This is a genomic window from Atlantibacter hermannii (genome assembly GCF_009907385.1).
Classification (GTDB): domain Bacteria; phylum Pseudomonadota; class Gammaproteobacteria; order Enterobacterales; family Enterobacteriaceae; genus Atlantibacter; species Atlantibacter hermannii_A.
In genome coordinates this window covers 1-2,659 of the sequence record NZ_JAAATR010000083.1, presented here as the reverse complement: position 1 = coordinate 2,659, position 2,659 = coordinate 1, and the positions used below count along the sequence as shown (strand labels likewise).

The window sequence follows — 2,659 nt, the reverse complement described above, 5'->3', positions numbered from 1 at the left end:
TGCCTCATCGCTAACTTTGCAACAGTGCCAATGTGGGCGTCTGGTGTTGTAGAAGTTCAGATATCGGGCGATGCCAGCGCGTGCCTCGGACACAGTCTTGTAGGCATGGAGGTAGACTTCCTCGTATTTGATCGAACGCCAGAGCCGCTCGACGAAGACATTGTCTCGCCACGCACCCTTGCCATCCATCGAGATGGCAATCTGTGACCTCTTCAGCACGGCGGTGAAGTCGATGGAGGTGAACTGCGATCCCTGGTCGGTATTGAAGATTTCCGGCCTGCCATGACGGGCAAGTGCCTCCTCCACCGCCTCGATGCAGAAGGCTGCTTCCATCGTGATCGACAACCGCCATGACAAGACCTTCCGGCTGAACCAGTCCACGACGGCGCACAGATAGACAAATCCCCGCGCCATGGGGATGTAGGTCAGGTCCATTGCCCACACCTGATTGGGCCGGGTGACTGCCAGCTTTCGTATGTGCCCTGGCGCTGGTTTCGAGGTGTTCGGGCGGCGGTAGATCGCCTTGATGCCCATCTTCTTCATCAGCGTGGCGACGTGTCGCCGCCCGGTCTCCAGACCTTCTCCTCTCAAGAGCCCTTGCAACATCCGACTTCCGGCAAAGGGGTAGTCGAGATGCAATTCGTCAATCCGGCGCATAAGGGCCAGATCGCCGTCAGACACCGGACGAGGCAGATAGTAGACGCTGCCACGGCTGAAGCCGAGAAGCTTCGCCTGGCGCACGACGGATAGCTTGTGCTCGCGGTCGATCATTTCTTTCCGCCCAGCAATCCCGCCTTGCCGAGCGCACCGGATAAAAAATCGTTCTCCAGTGTCAGTTCGCCGATTTTCGCGTGCAGCGTTTTGACATCGATGGTCGGACCCGACGGCTCCGCTTTCGTTTCATCGCCGAACACACCTGTCGCCCCCTCAAGGAGCTGGTCTTTCCATTGCTTGATCTGGTTGGCGTGCACATCGAACTGCTGGGACAACTCCACCAGCGTCTGCTCACCTCGGATGGCGGCAAGTGCCACCTTCGCCTTGAAAGCCGGGCTATGGTTCCGGCGCGGTCGTCTCGTCATGGTCTCTCCTGTTCCCGGCATCTAAGCCGAAGTCAGGCAGAAACTCCACTTATCCCCGCTGTGCAGATTTCCCGAGCCAGCTCTAAGGCGATCAGGTGCGCTGATCGAGTCTGTCGAGCACCATCGCTGCAAGTTCATCGCTGGTGTGTGCACCACTATCGAGAACACGGGTTGTGGACGGAAGCCGTTCCCTTGCGGCCAAGCATCGGGCGACATTCGCTAATCGCCACTCTCGAATCTCCGCATTCCGATTCGGGTCAGGATGCATGGTCTGGTTCGAGATCCGGTGACGCAATAGGTCCTCGTTAAGCATCAGAAAGATGTGCAGCAGCTGATCGTCGATCTGCCTTAACCCGTCGAGTATCTCAGTCAGATAGTCCGGGTGCACGAGCGTCATTGGGATGATGATGTCCTGCGAGTAATTCCTGCGAATCTCGCTGACCGCAGCGATCGTAAGTCCCCTCCACAAGGGGAGATCCTGATAGTCTCCGCTCGCTGGTATGGGGACCGTTTCTTTCACCACGAACCCGATTTCCTCAGGGTCAAAGATCAGCGATTTCGGACGCCGATCGCGCAGCCGCTCAGCGAGAGTCGTCTTTCCGGCGCCGAAAGGTCCGTTGATCCAGATTATCATTGTCGACGGCCTCTAACCGGAAGGCTCGCAAGAGCGCTGGGCGGCTTCGTGTGCTGGCACGATCGGAGTGGCTCCGAAGTGCTTCTCAAGATAGGTGACGCCGAACGTCACGATGTCCTGCGCGTCGAACAGGTAGCACTGAGCAAAGCCCACGACACCTTCTCGATGGCGACCGAGCTTCACGTAAGCATTTGCTATAGTTTCGACCGCATCCGGCTTTCCTTCGATAGCAAAGCAATCGAGAATGCCGTTTGAATCGTATTCTGATGCCGTTTTCCAGGCGACTTCACCGTTTCTTCCAAGCATCGGCATCTCATACGTCACCCATCGTTTGTTGGGGATATCCGCAACCGCCTCGGCGTAGTGCAATGCGGTAACGGAGTTTAGCGGCGCACCCAACAGCAGGGCCTTCCCGCCAAGGCGGACGAACCGCTCGACGGGCGACCCTTCCCCCAAGGCGTGACCGAGTTCGTGAGGCTCCGTCAGCGTTTCAGCTAGCGGACCAACCGCGACCATCGATGCATCGGGGTGCGCGCTGCGCCGCGCGCCGGGGGCTTGAACCAGAAATTGATTCAGCAGGCCGAACCCACGGTAAGTCCCGGCCGTTGCGGGATCGAACGGCGGCCAGGTACGGCGGGCTTTGTCATCCAACCGAGCGCCATTCAGAGTCTCCTCGTAGGGTGATCGGTCCCACGACGCGTATCCCATCACAGTGCCAGTCGGCCCAACCGCGGAGCGTAACGCGGCAACGACCGTCTCCGCTCCTCCTTCGACCGGACCAATCGCTTTAAGTGAGGCATGCACCATCAACAGGTCACCGGTTTGGACTCCTAATTTTCGAATTGCCTCCGTTATTGCCTTCCGCGTATGCATCGCGATATCTCCTCTAAACTGCAAAACACTATACCTATCGAGAGGCACTGTTGCAAATAGTCGGTGGTGATAA

The 2,659-nt window shown here is 58.0% G+C and carries 3 protein-coding genes; all 3 read right to left on the bottom strand.

Features of this window, described 5'->3' with window-relative positions; genetic code table 11:
• A protein-coding gene (locus GV764_RS18655) for an IS3 family transposase (protein WP_164474117.1) occupies positions 1–1,079 on the bottom strand; the annotation gives its coding sequence in 2 pieces (ribosomal slippage) (positions 1–821 and positions 821–1,079; 1,080 coding nt annotated over the 2 pieces). This gene is flagged as partial in the annotation.
• Between the two features lie 91 nt (positions 1,080–1,170).
• Positions 1,171–1,713, bottom strand: coding sequence for an AAA family ATPase (locus tag GV764_RS18650; RefSeq protein ID WP_002063889.1), 543 nt, complete (start codon positions 1,711–1,713; stop codon positions 1,171–1,173).
• 12 nt (positions 1,714–1,725) lie between these two features.
• Positions 1,726–2,586: an aminoglycoside N-acetyltransferase AAC(3)-IIe gene (aac(3)-IIe, locus tag GV764_RS18645; RefSeq protein WP_000557452.1), complete on the bottom strand. Its 861-nt coding sequence runs from the start codon at positions 2,584–2,586 to the stop codon at positions 1,726–1,728.
• Positions 2,587–2,659: the final 73 nt, after the last annotated feature.

Excerpts from the sequence above, each read along its gene's own strand:
- GV764_RS18650 (WP_002063889.1), bottom strand. The coding sequence starts at position 1,713 with ATGATAATCTGGATCAACGGACCTTTCGGCGCCGGAAAGACGACTCTC.